This is a genomic window from Paraburkholderia solisilvae, assembly GCF_902859875.1.
Taxonomy (GTDB): domain Bacteria; phylum Pseudomonadota; class Gammaproteobacteria; order Burkholderiales; family Burkholderiaceae; genus Paraburkholderia; species Paraburkholderia solisilvae.
Genome location: NZ_CADIKF010000014.1, coordinates 19,664 through 40,113 on the forward strand (window position 1 = coordinate 19,664; position 20,450 = coordinate 40,113).

The following is a 20,450-nucleotide window of genomic DNA, read 5'->3' on the forward strand; positions in this document are numbered from 1 at the left end:
AAATGCCGCGTTTATGCCGTAAACTGTCTGACAAACGCTTTTCGCGCGGCGAGCCGTCAGAAGCGGCGCTGCTCGCGCGATTCCTGCAACTTCCCGCGGCGCTTGCGCCGCATTGCACCGGCCATGCTAGACCCAGTCAGTATCCTGATCGTCACGGTGCTTTCCGGCATCATGAGCATGGCCGTGCTCGGCTCGCTCAGGCCCGCGGCCATTCCCGGGGTCGGCTACTGGATCGGCGGCAATGCGCTCGCGATCACCGGGCTTATCCTGTTCGCACTGCAACGCACCGCGCCGCTCTATCTTTCAGTGATGATGGCGAACGGCATCTTTTCGCTTGCAGTACTACAGATGTTGCAAGGTTGCCGGCAGTTTTTCGGGCGCCGGCCGGTCGAATTCGGCGAGTATGTGTGCTGGGCCGCGATGATGTTCGGCTTCGTGTGCTGGACTTATGTGAAGCCCGACATCAACGCGCGCATCGCGGCTTCGTCGATGTTTCACGCCTATATCTACGCGTCGGTGGGCTGGATCACTTATAAGGGCCACATTCCGGGGCGGCCGAAATACAGCTATCACTTCGTGACCGCGGCGGCCGGCATCGGCGCGCTCGGGCATCTGTCGCGCGGCTTGATCTACGGGTTCGGCATTGTGACCCAGACGACGCTGCTGCAGCCGAACGCGGTGAATATCGCGTTTCTGGGTCTCGGCATTCTTGCGCTGCCGTCGCTGTCGATCGGCATGGTGATGCTCGCGCACGACCGCATGGCCGAGCGCCTCGAACGCTGGGCGAACATCGACGAGCTGACCGGCGCGCTCACGCGCCGCGCGTTTCTCGCGCGTGCGCAGGCGTGCCTCGGGCAGGCGGCCGCGCACGGCACGCACCTGTCGATCGCGATTCTCGATATCGACCACTTCAAATCGATCAACGATGAGTACGGGCACGCGAGCGGCGACGAGGTGCTCGCGCATTTCGGCCGGGTCGTCGCCGCGAATATCCGGTCGTCCGATCTGTTCGGGCGTCTTGGCGGCGAGGAGTTCGCGCTGCTCCATCCGTCGACCGGACGCAGCGAGGCGGTCACGCTGCTCGACCGGCTGCGCGCGAAAATTGCCGCCGGCGGCTGCCGGTTGAGCGACGGCGAACGGCTCGGGTATACGTTCAGCGCCGGCGTGGACGAGTACCGGCGCGGCGAAACGCTTGCGCATCTGATGGCGCGCGCGGACGCGTCGTTGTATGCGGCGAAGGCGCATGGGCGCAATCGGGTGATGGCGGGCTAGGGCAGTCTGTCAGACGTCGTTGCGACTGTACGGGCGAACCGCGCTGACGACGACCTCTTTGCAGGTTAGACGAACGTCGAGCCCGATGTTCGGCATCAGGTCGAAGCTGATCAGTCCGTTGGGGATGCTGGACAACGAAATCTCCATGATCGAGGCTTCCTCGAGCATCGCGTTCACATCGATTTCCGAAGTTCTGACGTCCAGAAGATCCAGCACGACCAGATAGTCCAAGCCTCCATCGCAGCGAGGTTTGCCATATCGGTTATGTAGCACCTCAAGTTTGACGTCGACCAGATACCGCACCCGGCCATGCGGTAACAGCGTTCCATCTGCGCTTTCAAACGAACGCCGCTGTCTTTGCATGCAGAATGTCGTTACAGCGGAATCGTGAAATGACGGATATTCGCCGAACACCTTGACCAGCAGGTCGCTGCCTGTTGCCAGTTCCCAGCCCCATGACTTATTTTCGCTGCCCACTTCTGTTCTCCTGTCTGTTGCGGCTTAACGGCAGTCGATCGGTGACATCGACAGGTGAGCGCCATCTCTCACACCGCCCTCAAAATTGTGACCATGTGGCTCCCCGTGACTTGCGTGGTATTGGGCGCACAGATTGCCGTCCGCGTCGAAATAATCGACATCGAGGCCATTAGGGTTGATGCGGAATCCACTTGGCTGATTGCCCGTCATGCGTACGCCGCGTGCGGCTATTTCCGTCACGCTACCGCTTGACGCATCGGGCGTATATTCGAACGGCTGGGCCTCGGCGAGGCGCGTGATGCCGTCGCCCGTCCAGGCGTCAACGACTGAGACAGCGCGGGCGCTGCGCACTATTGCGCCAGTCGCGCTTCCTGCCGCGACCCCGCCTCGCCGGAAATCCGTACCAGCCGCAGCGCGCGTGCTTCCCATCGTCGTCGCTGGCCCGCTGCTGACGGTTAGAGACAGCCGTCCGACATAGGGTATGGCCTGCACTTCAGGCATGGCACCGCCCGAAGGCGGCCATCGCAGTGGCGCGGGGGGCGGTCGGTGCGCATAGGCGCGCACGCGTTGGTCACGGTTGACGACGGGTATGAGCCGCCTATCACGGACTGATTGTTTGAGGATACGTTCCATGCCAGCGTTATCAGTCGGCAAATCCCAGTGCGCCAAGGCAAGTTGATCACGAATGAATGAGCAAATGGCGTCGATATCGCTGCGGATCAGAGATCGAAAATCATAGTTCGGCCGGAAATACAGATCGAATGCGCGCCGGTCTTCTTCGAGTTGATGCAGCTCTTCACCCTTAATCAGGTTCAGCCATTCTCCCGACGGACTGCGATATTCCGACGTAGGCAGAAGTTTGCAGCTCCATGTGCCGATGTCGAGCGGAACGTAGAGCGCGTTATACGACATTGCCCGTCTCTTCGTGTCCAATCTCCAATTCAGTTGACATATGCCACGCCTCGCGTTCGGTTTGAGGCCTGTATACGTATCAAAGGTCAGGTGGTGGGTTGCAAAGGTTTGTCAACGCTCCAGCGCCGCTTGCGCCTGATGGATGGGTCGACGTCGAGCGGTGAGCGAGTCCGTTGAGATCGAATGCCGGGCAGAAATGTTTGCTGCTGCGTTCCGGAAACCAGCGTACGCGTCGGATACGTCCGCCGCTAAAGCGCCGCATCCACCCCAATCTCATCCGCCGCATCGCGCCGGTATCCCGCCGTGGCCTGCAGCAAACTGCGCGTGTACGCATGCCGCACCTGTTGCGCGCGCACCGCGTCGATGCCCAGTTCTTCAACGATCTCGCCGTTGCGCATCACCGCGACGCGCGAGCACAGAAAGCCGATCACCGCGAGATTGTGGCTGACGAGGAGGATCGTCAGATTGCGCTCGCGCGCAAGACGCCGCAGCAGGTTCAAAATCTCCGCCTGCACCGACACGTCGAGCGCGGAAGTCGGTTCGTCGAGCAGCAGCACGCGCGGCTCGACAATCAGCGCGCGCGCGATCGCCACACGCTGCCGCTGGCCGCCCGACAGCTGATGCGGATAACGAAAGCGAAATGCCGGGCCGAGCCCGACTTCGCGCAACGCAGCGGCGATGCGCTCGTCTTCGCGATCGAGCCTGTTGATCGCAAGCGGCTCGCGCAATGTCTGGTCGACGGTAAAGCGCGGATGCAGCGATCCGTACGGATCCTGAAACACCATTTGCACGTCGCGCTGCAATGAGCGGTCGCGCTTGCCGGATGTGCCGGATGTGCGGTATGCACCGCGTGGTCCGCCGTGCTCCGCATGGTCCGGTGTGCCGACCGCGCATCCGCCGACGCTGAGCCGTCCGCCCGCGACCGGCACGAGCCCCGTCAACGCGCGCAAGACCGTCGATTTGCCGGACCCCGATTCGCCGACAAGGCCGAACGCTTCGCCCGCATGAACCTGGAAGCTCGCGTCGCGTACCGCGTCGAACGTGCCGGTTTTCGTGCGAAAGCGGACGGTCAAGGCGTCGACCTCGATCATCGCGCGGCCCGTTGCGTGGTTCGTCGCGCTGTTTATCGGGTGGTTCATCGCGGCGCTCCGTGCGCGCTGTCGTGCGGGTCGGCGAGCCACGCCGGGTCGCGCGCGAGCACCGGCAATTCGTCCGGCGGATTCGCCAGAGGCGGATTCGCGGCAAGCAGCCCGCGCGTATACGGATGTTGCGCGTGCAACAGATCGCGCGCGACGCAGGTTTCGACGACGCGCCCTGCGACCATCACGACCACGCGGTCGCAGAACGACATCACGAGCGGCAGGTCGTGGCTGATCAGAATCAGCCCGGTATCGTGGCGGGCGATCGTCTCGTCGAGAATGGCGAGCACCTGCTGCGCGACCAGCACGTCGAGCGCACTGGTCGGCTCGTCGGCAACCAGCAGGCGCGGGCCGCTCGACACCATCATCGCGATCATCACGCGCTGCCCCATGCCGCCCGACAGTTCGTGCGGATACGCATCGGCCACCCGCTCCGGGTTGCGAATATGCACGGCGGCCAGCGCGTCGACGATTTTCTCGCGCATCGCGCGGCGGCCGGTTTTCGGCGCGTGCAGTGCGAACGCTTCGCGCATCTGCTGCGCGACCGTCATGACCGGATTCAGCGAATATTTGGGGTCCTGCAGGATCATGCCCATCTGTTGTCCGCACAACTGCCTGCGTTTGCGCGCGCTGAGCGCAAGCAGATCGGCGCCGTCAAAGCGCAGCGTGCTCGCGCTCATCTGCGCGGCGCCCGGCAAAAGACCGAGCAGCGCGCGGCCGGTCAGCGATTTACCCGAACCGGATTCGCCGACAATGCCGAGGCGCTCGCCCTTGTCGAGCGTCAGCGATACGCCGCGCACCGCTTCGGCGAGCGTGCCGTCGTGGCCGCGAAACGCGATGCGCAGATTGTCGATCTCAGCGAGCGGCGCCGTTTCGAAAGCGGCGGCGGCTGCGTTCACTGACGTTGGACGTTCCATTAGTCAGTCTCCGTGGCGCGGGTCGAACACGTCGCGCAGTCCGTCACCGAGCAGGTTGAACGCGAGGCTTACCGCGAGAATCGCGCAACCGGGGATCGTCGCGACCCACCATGCGTTGAGCAGCACGTTGCGGCCGGACGCGACCATATAGCCCCATTCCGGGCTGGGCGGCTGCGCGCCGAGGCCGAGAAAGCCGAGACCGGCGACCGTGAGGATGACGCCCGCCATATCGAGCGTCGCGCGCACGATCACCGACGACGCGCACAGCGGCACGATATAGCGCAACACGATGCGCATGCGCGACGCGCCCTGCAGCCGCGCGACATGAATGAAATCCGCTTCGACGAGGCGCAGCGTTTCCGCGCGCGCGAGCCGCGCGTAGGCGGGCCACGCGGTGATCGAGATCGCCACCACCGCGTTGATCACGCCGGGTCCGAGCGCGGCTGCGAAGGCGAGCGCGAGCACGATCTTCGGGAACGCGAGCGCGACGTCGGTGATGCGCATCAGCACGATATCGACCCAGCCGCCGAAAAAGCCGGCGACGGTGCCGATCGCGAGGCCGAGCGGCACGACCACGATCACGACGAGCATCGCGATCGACAACGTGATGCGCGCGCCGTAGATCAGCCGGGACAGGATGTCGCGGCCAAGCTGGTCGGTGCCGAGCCAATGCGACGCGGAACCGGGCGGCAGCAGCCGGTCCGACAGCACCTGGCGTAACGGGTCGTGCGGCGCGACGAGCGGCCCGAACGCAGCGAAGGCGACGAGCAGCAGCAGAATCGCGAGGCCGAACAGCGACAGCGGATTGCCCGCGAAGCGCCGCCAGCGGCGATATGCGAGACCGAGCGCGGCCTGGCGGCGCGATGCGGGCGTGTCGGTGAGCAGCCACGCGCGCCAGCCCGATGCGCGCGACGGTGACCCAGCGCTCATTGGGCCGCCTTGCGGCGGCGCGGAGACTGCGCAGTCGACAGCGGACTTCGTCGCATGGTCATTCTGCGGCGCGGTCGGTTCGGAAGAAGGTCGGACACGGTTCATCAACGCTTTGAAAAGGGGGCTGTGCGAATCAATGCACGACCTACGCGCGACCCGCGCACAACTATGCACTAACGGGCGCGCGGATCAAACACACGGTACAGCGCATCGGTCAGCAGATTCAGCGCGATAAACGTCGCGCCGATCACGAGCGTGCTGCCGAGCACCGCGTTCATATCGGCGTTCAGCAGCGCGCCGGTCAGATACGAACCGATGCCGGGCCACGCGAACACGATCTCGGTGAGCACCGAGCCTTCGAGCAGGAAGCTGTACGACAGCGCGATCACGGTGAGCAACGGCACCATGATGTTGCCGAACGCGTGTCTCCAGATCACGCGCCGTTCGGGCAGGCCTTTCGCGCGCGCCGTGGTGATGTACTCCTGGCTCAACTGGTCGAGCATGAACGACCGCGTCATGCGGCTCAGATACGCCACCGAGTAGTAACCAAGAATGGCCGCGGGCAGCGCGATATGCGATAGCGCGTTGAACAGCACATCCCATTCGCCGGCAACCAGCGCGTCGATCAGCAGGCTGCCGGTGCGGGTGTCGACCATGCCGTCGTACACCGGGTCGAGCCTGCCGGGTCCGGCCACCCAGTGCAGCTTTGCATAGAAGAGCAGCAGACCCATCAGCCCGAGCCAGAATACCGGCACCGAACTGCCGACGAGGCCGATCAGGCGCGCGACGTGATCGACCCAGCGGTTGTGCCGCACCGCGGCGATCACGCCGAGCGGCACACCGGCCAGCACGCCGATCAGCGTCGACAGCGTGGCGAGTTCGAGCGTCGCGGGGAAGACCCGCCTGATATCGTCGAGCACCGGGTTCGCGGTGAGCAGCGACACGCCGAGGTTGCCGTGCAGCACATCGCGCACGTAGAGCCAGAACTGCACCGCGAGCGGCCGGTCGAGGCCCAGTTGCGCACGCGCGGCCGCATACGCGGACGCCGACGCGCGGTCGCCGACCACCGCGAGCACCGGATCGATCGGCACCTTGCGGCCGATCACAAACGTGACCGCGAGCAGGCCGACGAACGTGACGGCCAGCGTCAGCACCCAGCGCAGCACGTACAGCGCCCAGCGCACGTCCGCGCGGCGCGCGGGCAGGGTGCGCAGGCGTTCGAGCGGGGTGACGGGAGTCGACATCTTCGCTTCCTTGCATGAGGACGGCGCGCCGCCGCGCATCGCCCGCGCCGGCGTGATTCGCTTACTGCTTCTGCAGATGCCGATACGACACGAGATCGTTGATCGGGCCGACTTCGAGGCCGCTCACGCCCGGCCGCATCGCGACCTGCGACACCTGCTGGAACATGATCACGAACGGTGAATGCGCGAGCATCTGCTTCTGCATGGTCTGGTACAGCTGTGCGCGTTTGGCGGTCGACGATTCGGCGAGCGCCTCGTTGGTTTCCTTTGTGAGGTCCGGGATATTCCACGAATTGCGCCACGCGAGCATCTTATAGCTGGACTTGTCCGAGTTGTCCGGGTTCCAGGCGAAACCCTGCGCATTGCTGTGCGGATCGATATAGTCCGCCGACCATTCGCCGATATAGATGTCGTGCGCCCGCGCGCGGTATTTCGCGAGCGTCTGCTTGTTGTCGCCGGGAATGATCTCGACCTTGATGCCGCCCTGCGCGAGATTCGCCTGCACGGCCTGTGCGATTTCGCTGTACGGGTAGCTGCTGCGCACGTCCATCGTCACGTTGAAGCCGTTCGGCAGGCCCGCTTTCGCGAGCAGCGCTTTCGCTTTCGCGACGTCCTGGTGATACGGGTTGTCGTTCAGCGCGCCGAGAAAGCCTTCGGGCAGGAAGGTCTGGTGCACCTTATAGGTGGACTTCGCGATGTTGGTCTGGATGCCGGTGTAATCGATCAGCCATTTCATCGCTTCCTGTACGTCGGGTTTCGCGAGATTCGGGTTCTTCACGTTCAGGCCGAGATACAGCAAGGTGGCCTGCGGCACGGCCATCATATGCGCGTTGCCGGACTTTTCGAGCGCGGCGAGATCGTCGGGGCTCAGGTTGCGCGCGATATCGGCATCGCCGTTTTCGAGCAGCAGGCGCTGGCTCGCGGCTTCCGGCACGTGACGCAGCACGATGCGCTTCATCGCGAGCGGCACGCGGTAGCCGTCGAAGCGCTGCAGGATCATGCTGTCGTTCGCGGTCCACCTGACGAGCTTATAGGCGCCCGAGCCGGCCTCGTTGGTGCGCAGCCACGCGTTGCCGTGGTCGTTGTTCTGCTGGTGCGTGAGCAGCAGCTGCCTGTCGACCACCGACGCGGGCCATGCGCCGAGCACGTTCAGCACGAAGGTGGGCGCGTATTTCTGATCAGTCGTGACGCTGACTGTCGTGTCGTCGATCTTCTTCACGCGCTGCAGCGCGTTGTCCTTCGTGAGGCCGATGCCTTGCAGCACCGCGGCCGCGCCTTTGTCGAGCAGCACGGTGCGCTGGATCGACCACGCGACGTCGTCGGCGGTCAGCGGATTGCCCGAGTGGAACTTGAGCCCGCTTTTGATCTTGAACGTGAATGTCAAACCATCCGGGCTCACGCTCCACGATTGCGCGACGTCGCCGTTGAATTTCGACGGGTCTTTCAGGTCGACGCGCACGAGCCGGTCGTACGTATTCGCGACGTATTCCTCGGGAACCAGTTCGTAGACTTCGCCCGGATCGAGCGTCGAGAACTCGTCGAGCATCGTCGCCATCACGAGCATGTCCTTCGGCGTGGCCGCGTGCGCGGGTGCGGCGGCCGTCAACGACATGCTCAGCGCGGCGGCGAATGCGGTTGCGGCAAGCATGCTGCGCAAAACCTGTTTCATCCGTGTTCCCCTGCCTGTTCGTGAAGTTATGCTGCCGTTGTCCGTTACATCAGCTGCCATGGGCCGCTGTCCGCGTTGTCGATCAGCGGCAGCGCACGCGCGCCGGGCAGCTCGTAATGCCACCATTCGCTCGGAATATGCGTGAAGCCGGCCGCGTGCATGATGCCGAGCAACATCAGCCGGTTGCGCTGCACGTGCTGCGGCAGGCCCGGGTGAAAGTGCCACGACTCGACTGTCATCGCGTCGAAGCCGGTGCCCATATCGAGCTCGGCGCCGCTCGCGTCGACGAGTGTGAGATCGATTGCCGCGCCGCGGCTGTGATTCGAGCCGCGTGTCAGATCGGCGATATAAGTCGGGTCGGGCAGAAAGTCCCACAGCACCTGTTGCGCTTGCGGCGGACGGTACGCATCGAAAATGCGCAGCGTCAGCCCGCTTTCGCGCGCGATGCCGACTGCCGTGCGCAGCGCGGCTTCGGCCGGCTCGAGCAGCAGGCAGTGGGCGCGCTTGTAAATCGGTTTGCCGGTGAGATTGCGGTCGCTCGCGTAGACGAGGTCGATGTCGACGCCGTGTGAGTCGCGCGTGATCGGGACGAGACGTGCGGTTGATCGAATCGGTTCGGTCATGAAGGCATGCGGTTCGAATAACGGGAAGCGGACGGGTCGAATGCGGCGGGCATGCGCTGCGGCAGGCGAGCGCGCGCAGTGCGGTGCCTGTCAGTATGCCTGCAGGCGGCGGGGCGAGTGCAAACAGCGCGGACTGGCCGATCGGTGCGAACGATGTGGACGTTGAGGCGTAACGAAACCGCATCGAACTCGGCTCCGGGTTCGACGGGCGGGTGGGCAGGCGATGCGGGTGCAAGCGGTATCGGCATCGCGAAGCAGGATTAGTTATCTGTCATTGGGTCTTCGGGATGTCATGCATCTAACAAGGTCAATAAAGCCGGCGCCAGCTTAAAAAATCAATTGATATCGGCGGACTAATAGCGAGCGGAAGGCTGAACGACTGCGGTCGCCGCCTGAATTCTGATCCGGCAGTCAGCCGAACCAGGCGTTGCAGGCGAATCAACGGGCGGTGTTGTTCCGCTTCCCACAGGCTTAGTACTGGCGAATTTTTCAGCGTAAAATGCGACTCCCGCCGCGATGCAACGGTGGACAGCCGCTACGTCAGCAATGCATGTCGACCTCATAACCCTTTATCTCCTTGCCATCGGGACGCTTCTGGCCAGTTCGGGGCTGACGCTGTGGGAGCGGCGAATTCATCTGAAGCGCAGCAGGGAACTGACCATCCTGGCAGCCGGATACGCGACCCTTGCGATCGGCTGTGCGGCGGCCCTGTTTCGTCACGCGCCGCCGGGCGTGACCGGCTCGGCATTGAGCAATCTCCTGATTCTCGCCGGCTATCTGTTGATTCTGCGCGGCGCCGGCTCGCTGAGCGGCCGGCGGTACAGCGCGGTTTCAATCGCGACGCTTGCCGGCACGGCGCTCGTGTGGGCGCTGGGCGGCGTGCGCTGGCAGGAGGTCGTGTGGAGTTATGTGAGCGCGTTTCCGATTGCGATTGCTTGCGGCTTGACCGCTCGCGAGTTGCTGCGCAGCGACGGAATGACGGGGCTGCAGTCGCAACGTATTGCCGCGCTGGTATCGGGCGTTCACGCGGTGTTTTATGCCGCGCGCGCATGCATCCTGCCGTGGATGGTGACGCTCTACGGGCGCGATGTATTGGTCGCTGTCGGCAAGATCACGTTGTACGAGGGCGTGCTGTATTCGGTCGTTCTACCGATGACCTTGCTGCGACTCGTGCGTGAGGAAGCGCATCGCGAGCTTCTGCTGGAATCGCAAACGGATTATCTGACCGGTCTGGGCAATCGCCGATGGTTTTTCGAACAGGGCGCGCGCGTGCTTCGCGAGGCCGGCGCAACGCGGCCGGTGTCGCTGCTGGCGTTCGACCTCGATCACTTCAAGACGGTCAATGACCGATACGGTCACGAAACGGGCGACGCCGTGCTGAAGTCATTCGGCGAGATTGCCCGTGACGTGATCGGGCCCGCGGCGCTGCTTGCACGCATCGGCGGAGAAGAGTTTGTCGCGCTGCTGCCTGGCGACGACAGCATGCGTGCGACGGAAGTGGGCGAGGCGGTCGTCAGGCGTTTCGCCGAGACAACCACATACAGCGCGGACGGAGTGCGCATCCAGGCGACGGTGAGCATCGGCCTCGCACAGTTCGGGCGTGATGCGTCGACGCTGGCGGATCTGCTGGCTGCCGCGGATCACGCGTTGTATAGCGCGAAGGCGTTGGGAGGGAACCGGCTGGAGTTGGCGTAGTGGGCCATGTATGTCCCGCTGCCGCCTGTCGATTGCCGTCGAGGTGCGGGCCTGTGCGTTTTATGGCGCGCTGCGCTTGTAGGTCTCGAGTTCCGTTGTCAAGCGCTCGCTGCGCACGCCATTGCTGCCGTAGTACTCCTCCACCGACTTCACCCAGCGGCCGACTTCGGGCACATACCAGAACGCCTTGTACGTATGGCCCGCGGTCGTTTCAGGCGTGACGCGCCGTGCCTGCGTGACGAGCGTCGTCTGTCCCTGCTGCACCTGCGCCGACTGAACGACCGTATTCGATGGCGCGATCTGCCCGTGCCAGTCGCCTTCCGCTTCGATTTTCAGCGCGTGAAACTTGCCGGCCGGCACATCGACGTCCTCGTAGCCGACCACCTTGTATTTCGTCGTCCAGGTTGCTGAACTGAGCTTCGGCGTCGGATGCGGTTCCGTGTACTCGACATTCCAGCTTTTGCCGGCTGTCAACGGAAAGGCGAGTGGCCGGTTGACGACGACTTCGCTTCCATCGAATTCGCGCGCCCGGCTCCAGTCCGCGCCGACAATGGCTTCATTGCCGCTGGTCGAGGCGCCGACCGGTTTCGATGAAACGTAGATATGCGATTCCGTGACGCGCTGCACGGTGAGCGCGTTGTGCGTTTGCTGCCATCCGGTCGGACCTTTTTCGACGGTATCGACATAGGTCCAGGTGTCTCCTTCCTTTAATGTCGGTGCGCTAACCGATTGCGCGAACGCGATAATCGGCATGCTGCATGCGAGCAGCAATACGGCGCATTTATTTTTCATTTTGCTTGATCCCCGGCTTTCTAATTGATTCGAATTCACCCTTCAGGGTGGTGCCGTTGATTTAACCATTTTTTGGATTGCTATGGCAATGCGGACCGGCAAGATAATCGAATAGGCCGTATCGCGTATCGCGTATCGCGAAAGCGCGCGAATACGCGTGAATTCAAAAATGAAGACACGCAGTATCCGGCTGCGGCCGGATACTATTTATTCTGCTTGCCTGTTTCCGGCGGCGCCCGATCCGGTTCCGGCTCCGGCATACCGATATCGGGCACATCGGGCGTGCCGGGGCTGGGCTCCGGCGGTATCGCCGGCTGATCGGGAATCGGCGGGTCCGATGCGGGATCGGACGCATGGATGGATAACATACGCAGCCTCCTTGTTGCAGTGCACGCGGCGAAGCGGCCGCGACGCGGTGCTGGTCGACCTTCAGTCGTTAGCCCTTTAGCGGCTCGCCCCGTAGCCCCTTAACCGCTAGCGAGCATGTGGCGTTCCCGCATGGTCGATACGACATGGGTGCATGCCGGCGCGATGCACACTGCGCGGCCGGGTCCGAGCCGCGCGATCCGGTCTTCGCATTGAGACATTCACGCCGTGCAACTGCGGCGCGGCTCTGATCCTCCGGCAACGCATCGCATGCCACTATGCGCGCTGCCGCTGATCCTTCAATTCGTCGCGAATCTCGCGCAGCAGCAAGACGTCTTCGGGCGGCGCGGCCGGCGCTGCGGGCGCCTCCTCTTTGGTTGCTTCGAGTTCACGCAGCTTATTGATGAACTTCACAAGCAGAAACACGATAAACGCGAGGATCAGAAAATTGAGCACCACGGTCGCGAACGATCCATAGCCGAATACCGCCACGCCGGCCGATTGCAGGTCCTTATACGAATCCGGATTCCCTTTGTAGGTCGCCGGAATATGGCCGAGCCGGACGAACTTGTTCGAGAAGTCGATATCGCCGGTCACCGTTCCGACGATCGGCGTAATCAGATCCTTGACGATCGAGTTGACGATGGTCGAAAACGCACCGCCGATGATCACGCCGACCGCGAGATCCATCACGTTGCCCTTGATCGCGAACTGCTTGAACTCCTGAAAGATGCCAGCCATCGTGGTTCCTCCGTGCCTGTCGCCGAGTCACACGGGTAGCGAATTGCATTCCCGGTTCCCGGTTCCCGGCCGGGCAGGCGCGCCGGTTACGGCACGCGGCAGCGGAACGCCGGCGCCGCGAGTCTCTGGCCTCGCACGAATGGACGCGCGCCGCCCGTGCGCAGACTAATATGCTTGAAATACCCGCATCGCATTCGTAAGGTGAGCGATCGAGGCCGTGTCGGATCAACGCGCGATCGAGCGCCGGCCGCGAGCCGGATCGACGCGGCTGCGGCAAAAGCAGGGTTTCATTCAGCGCCGTGTTTGTGCGTTTTACTGATGTCCGCGCCGTGCATCCCGTGCTTTGTGGCGCGGGTCGTGGTCCGGCCGACGTTTCCAACGTTGCACAACCCGCATCGCGGCGTGCCATGGTCAAGCGTAGAACCTTCCTCGTTGGCGGGGCCGCGGCGCTCGGTACGCTCGCGGTCGGCTGGTCCGCGCTGCCGCCGCGCCAGCGCCTCGACCCGGCGCGTGCGCTGGACGTGCTGCCCGCGCAGGCCGCGCTGAACGGCTGGGTCAAGATTGGCGCCGACAACCGCGTGACCGTGATGGTCTGCCGCGCGGAAATGGGGCAGGGCGTGCATACGGGCGTCGCGATGCTGGTCGCCGAGGAACTCGATGCGGACTGGTCGCGCGTCGGCGTCGAAGCCGCGCCGGTCGACCGGATTTACAACAACGTGGAAAGCGTGGTCGGCAATCTGCCGTTTCGCCCCGACGACGACAGCACGCTCAAAGGCGTCGTCGCGTGGCTCGCGCGCAAGGGCGCGCGCGAGATCGGCGCGATGATGACCGGCGGCTCGACGTCGCTCAACGATGCATGGCTGCCGATGCGCGAGGCGGGCGCCGCCGCGCGCGTGATGCTGATTCAGGCCGCTGCCGCGCAATGGGGCGTGCCGGTCGCGCAGTGCCGCACCGAAGCCGGCCGCGTGTTCGATGGCCCGGCCTCCGGTGCAACCCGCAGCGCGACGTATGGCGAACTCGCGCCGCTCGCCGCGCGCCAGCCGTTGCCGCGCAAAATCGAAGTGAAGGACCCGGCCGCGTTCACGCTGATCGGCAAGCCGCTGTTGCGCATCGAAGCGCCGTCGAAGCTCGACGGCTCCGCGCGCTTCGGTATCGATGCGGCGCCCGAGCGGCTTCTGTACGCGAGTGTCGCGATGTGTCCGGTGCCGGGTGGCGCGGTCGCGCATTTCGACGGCGCGGCCGCCGCGGCGCAGCCGGGCGTCATCAGCGTCTTCGCGGTGCCGCCGTATCACGGCGGCACCGGCGGTGTCGCGGTCATTGCCGGCAACGCGTATGCCGCGATGCATGCGCTCGAGGCGGTGAAGTGCGAATGGCGTATCGACGATGCGTCGCGCGTGTCGAGCGCCGATGTATTCACGCGCCTTGGCGACGCGCTCGACGACAGCGCCGGCCACACGTGGTACGCGCGCGGCGACGCCGATGCCGCGCTCGGCATCGCCGCGCGCACGGTGCATGCCGAGTATCGCGTGCCGTATCTCGCGCATGCGGCGCTCGAGCCGATCAACTGCACCGCGCAGGTGAACGATGGCTCGGCGATCGTCTGGGCCGCGACTCAGGTGCCCGACGTCGCGCGTCGCTATACCGCGCAGATGCTCGATCTTCCGGAGGAGCAGGTCGATATCCGGTCGATGCTGATCGGCGGTGCGTTCGGCCGCCGGCTCGAGATGGACTACATCGCGCAAGCGGTCGCGATTGCGAACAAGATGCGCGGCACGCCGGTGCAGACCATCTGGACCCGGCCGCAAGACATGATGCACGACTTCTACCGGCCCGCCTGCGTGTCGCGCCTGAGCGCCGGCCTCGACAACGCGGGCGCGGTGATCGCGTGGCGCAATACGTCGGCGAGCCAGTCGATCGTCACCCACTGGCTGGCGCGCAATTACGGTGTGCCAGGCTTTGCCGCCGAACTCGGCCGCGCGTTCGACAAGACCAACGATGAAGGCGCGTTCGATCAGCCGTACGAGTGGCCGAATCTGCGGGTCGGCCACAAGGCGGTGTCGCTGCCGGTGCCGGTCGGCTTCTGGCGATCGGTCGGTCATTCGCATCAGGCGTTCTTTGTCGAGAGTTTCGTCGACGAACTGGCGGCCGCGGCCGGCAAGGATCCGGTCGCGTTTCGCGCGGCCATGCTTGCGCATCATCCGCGTCATCTCGCGGTGCTGCGTCGCGCCGCACAACTCGCCGGCTGGCACGCGCCGCTCGACACCGATGAGCGCGGCCTCGCGCAGGCGCGCGGCGTCGCACTGCACGATGCGTTCGGCAGTGTCGTTGCGCAGGTGGTCGAAGTGTCGGTGGACGCGCCAGTGGAAAAGGGCAAGGAGCGGACAATTCATGTGAACCGCGTGGTCTGCGTGATCGATTGCGGCTTGCCGGTCAATCCGAATCTGATCGCGCAGCAGCTCGAAGGTGCGATTGTGTTCGGCCTGTCCGCCGCGCTGTATGGCGCGATCACGCTCGATGGCGGCGTCGTGCAGCAGCAGTACTACACCGATTATCCGGTCGTGCGGATGGCGCAGTGTCCGCGCATCGTGACCGATATCGTGGCGAGCCGCGAACATCCGCAAGGCGTCGGCGAAGCGGCGACGCCGCCGGTCGCGCCGGCGGTCGCGAATGCGGTTTTTGCGCTGACCGGCGTGCGGCTGCGCACGCTGCCGCTCATGCTCGCGTGAGCTTGGGCTTGAGCTTGAGCGCTGTCCCGAAGCGAAGCATAGGGCCGGTGCTGAACAATGTTGCCCGAACCGACGGGCGCGGGAGACGACGATGCTGTTTCTGAACATCAACGGCCGCGAGACCGCGGTCCGTTCCGACCCGGCGACGCCGCTCCTGTGGGTGCTGCGTTGCGAGCTGAAACTGACCGGCACAAAATTCGGCTGCGGCGTCGCGGTGTGCGGCGCATGCACGCTGCACATCGACGGCGTCGCGCAGACCTGCTGCACGAAGCCCGTCGGGCAATTGCGCGGCGCGAAGATCACGACGATCGAAGGGCTCGACGGTGCGCAAGCCCGTGCGCTGAAAGCCGCATGGACGCGCATCGACGTCGTGCAGTGCGGCTACTGCCAGAGCGCGCAACTGATGGCCGCGAGCGCGCTGCTTACGCACAATCACAAGCCCGGCCCGGCGGATATCGATCAGGCGATGACGCCGGTAGTGTGCCGCTGCGGCACGTATCCGCGAATCCGTCAGGCGATCTACGAAGCGAGCGGCCAGAAGCGGAGCTGACCCGTTCCTGGCGTGACAGCGTGCGTGCGCCGCCGTTTCCCGCTCACGCAAGCGTGCCGAAAGTTTTTCGCTTCCATTCAGGTTTCGATATAGTATCGATATATTCGGTAGAATACATCGGTGGGTGCGCAGGGTCAGGCGCGACCGTCTGCCGGACGGCAACGACGGGGCAACCACGGGCAACCACAGGGAATCGAACAGGAGAGGGTGGCGTGAGCAGTCGTCACATCGCGGAACAGCGGTCGGCGCAGGCGCTGCCGGCGGGCGCGCTGGCAGCGCATATCAGCACGCTGAAACCGGCCGGCGGCGATAACCGCGCGGAATTGATCCGGGACGTCGTGGACGGCTTGATGCGTCTGCGTAATAGCGTATTGCGCTTCGTGCTGCTCTTTGTGAGCCACGACAATACGGCGCTGCGCGACGCGCAGGGTGAAGAATACCGTGCGGCGCCGCTGCTGCGGTTGCTGACGCTGCTCGGCAACGCGGCGCAGGCCGCGCAATTCGACCGGATGCGCGAACTCAGACGCACGATTCGCGATGCGCGCGCGCTCGAAAAAACGCGCGACGCGGTGTTTTCGGAGTCGTTCAGCAACGATCCGGCCGCGCTGCGCGCGGCCGCGGCGGAGCTCGAGCGCGTCGATGCAATTCTCGTCGGGCTATGCGTCGAACATGTGCTCGAACGGCAACTGGCCACGCCAATCGACGCGGTGCGGGTCGGCACCGTGCTGCGCGCGGAACGGGCCGTGGTGGCCGGCGGCGTGCGCGCCGCGCGTCCGGCGGCGGCGAAGGTCGCTGAGGCCGTGCCTTCGGCAGGGCGCTGACGCGACGCAGCGGTCATCGCTCACCCGGCCGTCGCCGCTCGCGCAGCGCGCGGTATCGTTTTCATCTGCTTCTTTCATTGATTCGCCCCCGCGGCGTACCCGCAACGGAACATGCAGACGGCATTGCCACGTGTATCGATATATTCAATGGTATATTTCGCTCGTATTGTTCCGTCGCGAACCGAATCCGACACGAGGCCATCATGCAGGCTCCTCCGTTTCGTCTCGCCGCCGCCGTGAATGGCGCCGAGCGGACCGACGCTTACATCGGCGATCGCATGCGCACGCCGGACGCATGCTGCGCGCCGTCGCCCGGGCAACTGCAAAGCCTGAAGCGCCGCCCGCGGCTCTCCGAACTCGACTCGCATCTGCACTGCTCGATCATCGGTACGTGCCTGACCACGCACGAGCTGCGCAAGCTCGTGCCGAAATTCACGCGGCTGGATCGGCAGAAGGCGACGGATCTCGAGATTCATCACGCGGCGATCGAGCTCGCCATCGAAGGCGGCGCCGGCGGCAAGGCGCTGCACAAGGCGCTCGATGAACGCTATGCGGGCGCGTTGCGCCGCTTCGACAGCGCGAAGGATGCCGACGCGCTGCTCGCGTTATGGAACGACGCGCTCAAGAGCGGCGATATTCCGCCCGCTTACTGGGCGCTGATGACGCATCCGCAGGCGACGCTGCCGGTTCGCCAGGCGGCGTTCGGTGAATTGCATATGCTTTCGCACCTGGTCGGCGCCGCGAATCGCGCGGATATTCGCCGGCTGGTCGCGCTCGAGGAACAGAACGCGCAGTTGCACGCGAAGATGGAGCGGCAACAGCAGCGCTTGCATGAGATGGCGCTCGAGCGCGATACGCTTGCACGCGGTGTCGATGAACTCAATGCACAGCTGGCTGCGCGTTCAGTGCCCGCGGATACGGCGCAACGCGCAGCGGACGCGGACCGGTTGCGCGAGGCGCTTGCCGCGCGCGACGCGCGCCTCGCGCTGCAGACGAGCCGCTGCGATGCGGCCGAGCAGCGCGTGGCAACCGAGCAGGAGAACGTGCGTCTGTTGCGTGCGAGTCTCGACGATGCGCTCGCACTGCTGAAGGTAATCCAGGACGAAGCGAACGCGCTCGAACGTACCGTGCAGGCGGCGGCCAACGATACGTCGTCGTCGCCCGCGTCCGCCGCGAAGAGCGGCGCACTCGATGCGTTGCAGGGCAAGCGCATCGTGTACGTCGGCGGCCGTCCGGGGTCCAATAGCGCCGTGCGGCGCCTTGTCGAAGCGGCCGGCGGCGAACTGACGGTGCACGACGGCGGCATTGAAGATCGCAAGGGTCTGCTCGCCGCGGCGCTGCCGAATGCGGATATGGTCGTATTCCCGGTCGATTGCATCGACCACGATTCGATGAACATGTTGAAGCGCGTCTGCGAACGCAGCCAGGTTGCGTACTATCCGCTGCGCACGGCGAGCGTGGCGAGCTTCGTCGAACTGGTTGCGCGGCTCACGGCGGCCGATGCGCCGGCGCCAGCCGCGCGCGTGTCGCGGTTCTGTCTAAGGCACGGGTGAAGGCCGGCGCGGACCGCACCCGCAGCCGTTCGTGCCACGAGTAGTTCAATTCCGCACGCGACGCACACACGCGTGCAGGTAAAAGCTCCGCTGCTTCCAGGCCCTCGGTGTATTAAAGTCGGGCGAGTGCCGCTTAGCTTTTCGGACTGCGCAGCACGTCGCGGGGAGTCGCGCCGTACTGCTTCCTGAAGGCACGGCTGAAGTGCGCGGCGCTGACGAACCCGCATCGTTGCGCAACGTCGCTGATGCGCAACTCGATATGCGGATCGGCCAGCATCGCTTTGGCGCGCTCGAGACGCAATTGCCACAGGAAGCGCATCACCGTTGTGCCGGAACGGGCGAACAGCCTCGACAGGTGTCCATGCGATACGCCAATCGCGCGCGCAACGGCCGGCAGGTCGATCGTGTCATTGCCGATGTTTCTTTCCATAAAGCGCTTTGCCCTCGACAGCACGGCATCGGCGTTTGTGATGCGCTTGAGCGCGGCGGGATCAGCGGCGGCCAGTATCTGCATCAGGTCGATCAGATGTTCGGCGGCGAGTGCGCGAGCGGTCCGGCTTGCGCCCTGACCGTGCGCAGCCGTCGATTCGATCCATGATCTGAGTAGCCGCACGTCTGCCGAAGCGGGATCCGCGATAAACATGTCGTGTCCGCAAAGACGCAGGCCTCGTTGCGCGAGCGCGCTGCGCGGCACGCGAACGGAAATGCCCGTGGTGCCTTCCGCGACCGTCTGCGTATATTTCCGGCTTGCATCGAGCAGAAGCATCGACCCGTCGGTCATATGCAAGCACACACCGGACTGCTCGATATCGACGGCGCCGCGTTGCACGATGTTGACGACCATCATGTCGTGACGCCAGTCGGTCTGCGCCGGTTCTCCGAGCCAGGTCCATTGTTGCGCGGCAACCTGGGCGGCGCTCAGGTGCAGCCCGCCCATCAGCCAGTGCGTGGAATACATCGGCGACGGGTCGCTGTCCGCAAAGTCGCACCGCATACCCCAGCTTGTTTCGATGGCGTGCCTCCACGCGTCCGGCGTAATCGGAGGTATTCCAGCAGGCGTATTGACGAGTGCAAGGTTCGTTTCGGATGCCATAGCTTCGTTTCGTCGAATGGGCGCATGGGCGCGTCACGCGTCACTCTACTAGCTACGCGAAAATCACGCAGAAGTGACCTGGGTGCTTCGACAATGTGGCGCGCTTACCGGGTATGGGTCGAATCAGCATGGCTATGTTGATCGTTTTTACCGCGGCCGCTGGCATCGTATGCGATTCCCGGGCTGGATGGTGAGCGACGGAGCGCCTCCGCCAGCCGGCGATTGTCGACGATTCAGCACAGGATGTCGAAGCACCGTCGAACCGGCCTCCTGAAAGGGTGATAAAAAGCGAAATGCCGACGGCGGTTGACAAGACCCAGTTGCGTTGCCAACTTTCAAACCGTCTCAACGTGTTCACACGCCTCTAATCCGACTGAGTCAGTACAAGAACCTGCATGACATTCAAGCATGACGTTCAGATCCGTCTATTGACGGACACCGATATTGCGCTCGGGCCCGGCAAGGCCGATCTGCTGGCGGCGATTCGGGAAACCGGGTCGATCTCGGCGGCCGGGCGGCGTCTCGGCATGAGCTACAAACGCGCCTGGCTGCTGGTCGAGACCATGAACCAATGTTTCCGCTCCCCGCTCGTCGCGGCAAACAAGGGCGGCGCGGGCGGCGGCGGCGCAACGGTCACAGCGCTTGGCGAACAGATTCTCGCCGAGTACCGTCTTCTGCAGGACGAGGTCGCCCGGGTGGTCGAGGCTCGCCTGCCGCACTTTTCCCAGCACGCTCGCGCCGACAGGTAGCACCCGTCCGGCAGTCCGATTTCATATTTGCGCGGTTGCCAAGGTTCGATATAGTCTCTAAAACATATCGATCTGTCTCTGGCGTTTCCGCTCGCCTCGGCCGTCAGGCCGCAGCGCAACCGAACCACCGTTGGACGGTCGTTCCCCAGTACGTGAAGTCAGACTGCATAGGTGCCGGCGG

At 64.4% G+C, this 20,450-nt stretch carries 19 protein-coding genes; 7 read left to right on the top strand and 12 right to left on the bottom strand.

Annotation, left to right across the window (positions count from 1 at the left end; genetic code table 11):
* The first annotated feature begins 123 nt into the window (after positions 1–123).
* On the top strand, positions 124–1,272 hold the full coding sequence (locus HV675_RS10930; RefSeq protein WP_175110922.1) for a GGDEF domain-containing protein: 1,149 nt from the start codon (positions 124–126) through the stop codon (positions 1,270–1,272).
* Between the two features lie 9 nt (positions 1,273–1,281).
* Here HV675_RS10930 and HV675_RS10935 read toward each other — a convergent pair whose 3' ends face one another.
* The 8 genes from HV675_RS10935 to ddpX all read right to left on the bottom strand — a co-directional run bounded on the left by HV675_RS10935 (position 1,282) and on the right by ddpX (position 9,183).
* Positions 1,282–1,749 carry an Imm50 family immunity protein gene (locus HV675_RS10935; protein WP_175110923.1) on the bottom strand — a complete coding sequence of 156 codons (468 nt, stop codon included), beginning with the start codon at positions 1,747–1,749 and terminating at the stop codon, positions 1,282–1,284.
* Positions 1,750–1,773: 24 nt separating this feature from the next.
* Positions 1,774–2,661, bottom strand: coding sequence for a hypothetical protein (locus HV675_RS10940; RefSeq protein ID WP_175110924.1), 888 nt, complete (start codon positions 2,659–2,661; stop codon positions 1,774–1,776).
* 248 nt (positions 2,662–2,909) lie between these two features.
* On the bottom strand, positions 2,910–3,752 hold the full coding sequence (locus HV675_RS10945) for an ABC transporter ATP-binding protein (protein WP_175111001.1): 843 nt from the start codon (positions 3,750–3,752) through the stop codon (positions 2,910–2,912).
* A 44-nt stretch (positions 3,753–3,796) separates the two neighbouring features.
* A complete protein-coding gene (locus HV675_RS10950) occupies positions 3,797–4,717 on the bottom strand; it encodes an ABC transporter ATP-binding protein (protein WP_175110925.1) in 921 nt (306 codons plus the stop codon).
* A 3-nt stretch (positions 4,718–4,720) separates the two neighbouring features.
* On the bottom strand, positions 4,721–5,647 hold the full coding sequence (gene nikC / locus HV675_RS10955) for a nickel transporter permease (RefSeq protein WP_175110926.1): 927 nt from the start codon (positions 5,645–5,647) through the stop codon (positions 4,721–4,723).
* A 173-nt stretch (positions 5,648–5,820) separates the two neighbouring features.
* Positions 5,821–6,891, bottom strand: coding sequence for an ABC transporter permease (locus HV675_RS10960; RefSeq protein ID WP_175110927.1), 1,071 nt, complete (start codon positions 6,889–6,891; stop codon positions 5,821–5,823).
* A gap of 61 nt (positions 6,892–6,952) precedes the next feature.
* The gene (locus HV675_RS10965; RefSeq protein ID WP_175110928.1) at positions 6,953–8,560 is read right to left on the bottom strand and encodes an ABC transporter substrate-binding protein; all 1,608 of its coding nucleotides are present in this window, start codon (positions 8,558–8,560) and stop codon (positions 6,953–6,955) included.
* A 44-nt stretch (positions 8,561–8,604) separates the two neighbouring features.
* Positions 8,605–9,183 carry a D-alanyl-D-alanine dipeptidase gene (gene ddpX / locus HV675_RS10970; RefSeq protein ID WP_175110929.1) on the bottom strand — a complete coding sequence of 193 codons (579 nt, stop codon included), beginning with the start codon at positions 9,181–9,183 and terminating at the stop codon, positions 8,605–8,607.
* 546 nt (positions 9,184–9,729) lie between these two features.
* On the opposite strand from ddpX, the gene HV675_RS10975 reads away from it, so the two are divergent.
* Positions 9,730–10,878 carry a GGDEF domain-containing protein gene (locus HV675_RS10975; protein WP_175110930.1) on the top strand — a complete coding sequence of 383 codons (1,149 nt, stop codon included), beginning with the start codon at positions 9,730–9,732 and terminating at the stop codon, positions 10,876–10,878.
* Positions 10,879–10,938: 60 nt separating this feature from the next.
* Here HV675_RS10975 and HV675_RS10980 read toward each other — a convergent pair whose 3' ends face one another.
* The 3 genes from HV675_RS10980 to mscL all read right to left on the bottom strand — a co-directional run bounded on the left by HV675_RS10980 (position 10,939) and on the right by mscL (position 12,777).
* The gene (locus tag HV675_RS10980) at positions 10,939–11,670 is read right to left on the bottom strand and encodes a hypothetical protein (protein ID WP_175110931.1); all 732 of its coding nucleotides are present in this window, start codon (positions 11,668–11,670) and stop codon (positions 10,939–10,941) included.
* Between the two features lie 203 nt (positions 11,671–11,873).
* A complete protein-coding gene (locus HV675_RS10985; RefSeq protein ID WP_175110932.1) occupies positions 11,874–12,038 on the bottom strand; it encodes a hypothetical protein in 165 nt (54 codons plus the stop codon).
* A gap of 274 nt (positions 12,039–12,312) precedes the next feature.
* On the bottom strand, positions 12,313–12,777 hold the full coding sequence (gene mscL, locus HV675_RS10990) for a large conductance mechanosensitive channel protein MscL (RefSeq protein ID WP_175110933.1): 465 nt from the start codon (positions 12,775–12,777) through the stop codon (positions 12,313–12,315).
* 407 nt (positions 12,778–13,184) lie between these two features.
* Between mscL and HV675_RS10995 the strand changes: the two genes are divergently transcribed.
* The 4 genes from HV675_RS10995 to HV675_RS11010 all read left to right on the top strand — a co-directional run bounded on the left by HV675_RS10995 (position 13,185) and on the right by HV675_RS11010 (position 18,427).
* Positions 13,185–15,503, top strand: coding sequence for a xanthine dehydrogenase family protein molybdopterin-binding subunit (locus HV675_RS10995; protein WP_175110934.1), 2,319 nt, complete (start codon positions 13,185–13,187; stop codon positions 15,501–15,503).
* A 91-nt stretch (positions 15,504–15,594) separates the two neighbouring features.
* Positions 15,595–16,053, top strand: coding sequence for a (2Fe-2S)-binding protein (locus HV675_RS11000; RefSeq protein ID WP_175110935.1), 459 nt, complete (start codon positions 15,595–15,597; stop codon positions 16,051–16,053).
* A 212-nt stretch (positions 16,054–16,265) separates the two neighbouring features.
* A complete protein-coding gene (locus HV675_RS11005; protein WP_175110936.1) occupies positions 16,266–16,874 on the top strand; it encodes a hypothetical protein in 609 nt (202 codons plus the stop codon).
* 203 nt (positions 16,875–17,077) lie between these two features.
* On the top strand, positions 17,078–18,427 hold the full coding sequence (locus HV675_RS11010; protein WP_175110937.1) for a DUF2325 domain-containing protein: 1,350 nt from the start codon (positions 17,078–17,080) through the stop codon (positions 18,425–18,427).
* A 133-nt stretch (positions 18,428–18,560) separates the two neighbouring features.
* On the opposite strand, the gene HV675_RS11015 is transcribed toward HV675_RS11010, so the two are convergent.
* Positions 18,561–19,421, bottom strand: a complete 861-nt coding sequence (locus HV675_RS11015) for a helix-turn-helix transcriptional regulator (RefSeq protein WP_175110938.1) — start codon at positions 19,419–19,421, stop codon at positions 18,561–18,563.
* 494 nt (positions 19,422–19,915) lie between these two features.
* Between HV675_RS11015 and HV675_RS11020 the strand changes: the two genes are divergently transcribed.
* Positions 19,916–20,269, top strand: coding sequence for a winged helix-turn-helix domain-containing protein (locus HV675_RS11020; RefSeq protein ID WP_175110939.1), 354 nt, complete (start codon positions 19,916–19,918; stop codon positions 20,267–20,269).
* Positions 20,270–20,450: the final 181 nt, after the last annotated feature.